The 1,635-nt window shown below is 39.3% G+C and carries 1 protein-coding gene; it reads left to right on the top strand.

The window, feature by feature from the left end; all coding sequences use genetic code 11:
• Positions 1-279 precede the first annotated feature (279 nt).
• Positions 280-1,635 (top strand): beta strand repeat-containing protein (locus ACN4EE_RS23140; RefSeq protein WP_431708865.1); only part of this gene is annotated, 1,356 nt, incomplete at its 3' end.

Genomic DNA, 1,635 nt, shown 5'->3' with positions numbered 1-1,635 from the left:
CCTTTACGATCATTTATTTCAAGATTTGACTGATTTTGCTAATTCTGATAAATTTTGGACAGATTTTGAGTTAATTTTTGGAACAAACTTTGATCGATCGATCGCAGAGAGTATCAGAAATCAATGGTTAAATGGCGATTTTAGTAGTTTACCCCCATTCAAATCGTAAGCAGTGAGGTTTTAGGAAATGCCGTTGCAGGTTATGGAGAAAGTAGCAACACTATTTACATTTCAGAAGACTTTTTAGCTACCGCCACAGAAACACAAATCATCGCCATTTTGTTAGAAGAAATAGGGCATTATGTGGACGCACAAATTAATGAGATTGATACTGTAGGTGACGAGGGAGAATTGTTTTCGTATCTAGTTAGAGGCATCAATCTGACAGATGCTCAATTAAATATTATTCGTCAAGAATACGATCATCAAATAATTGTAGTTGATGATCAAGAGATTGCTATTGAAACGGGGATTGGTCAGTTGATTACTACTCCCATTACTACATCTACAACCCCTATAAGTATCATTGGAACGGGGACTCAGGGAACAGACCTTAATATCGGCGTAGCAATAGCTTTCGGCGGTTCTATTAGTTCTACGGGGACTGGAGCGGCAACTATAACCATAATCGGCAATGGAGCCACTGATGCTAGTGGTGTTGGTAATTATGGAATTATACTTCAGGGTGATACTAGCACAATTACATCGGTAGATGGAGCGATCGATCTTACGGGTAAAGGGGGAAGTGGCACAGATTTTAATGTAGGCGTTATATTACTTATTGAGTCAAAGATTGATTCCACAGGTACTGCTTCTATTAATATTACAGGTAATGGCTCTTTATTAACTGCTGGTGTAGGTAATGACGGTGTTCGCATCGAAGGTAATAGTAGCGTGAACTCCATTAGTGGTAATATCACCATTACTGGAACTGCTGGTACAGGTTCTCAACAAAATCAAGGTGTATTACTGGTTAGCAATGGATTAATTACATCAGAAACAGGCAACATAACAGTTAATGGAACGGGTGGCAGTACAGGTATTAGTAACTATGGTGTCTGGTTAACATCTGGCGGAAGTATTACATCAACAGGAACAGAAGCCAACGCTTCCCAAATCAATATTATAGGTAACGGATCAACTACTGCTACAGGTAACATCGATAACGATGGAGTACGAATTGACGGAACTAATAGCAAAGTTTCTTCTGTAGCAGGGGCTATTTCTATCACTGGTACAGCAGGAAATGGGACAAATGGTAATCGTGGGGTAGTAGTTTTTGATAATGGAATAGTTACTTCAGAAACGGGAAATATCACTGTCCATGGCACTGGAAACGGAACGGGGAGTGAAAACTATGGTGTTTATATTATTAATGGAGGAAAAATAAGCTCTACGGGTAGCTCTACCATAATAATCAACGGACAAGGTTCATTAACTGAGGCAAATGGTAATGGTAATGACGGGGTTAGGGTGGAAGGAGAAAATTCTGTAATTTCTTCTATCGATAGTTTAATTAACATTCAGGGTACGGGTGGAAACGGAAATAATTTTAATCGTGGTGTCTGGTTAGAACAAAAAGGACAGATTACCACAGAAACAGGCACAATTACCATCAATGGTACTGCCCAGAGT

The sequence above is a fragment of the Geminocystis sp. CENA526 genome (assembly GCF_050753365.1).
Taxonomy (GTDB): domain Bacteria; phylum Cyanobacteriota; class Cyanobacteriia; order Cyanobacteriales; family Cyanobacteriaceae; genus Geminocystis.
This window is presented reverse-complemented; position numbering and strand designations above follow the sequence as displayed.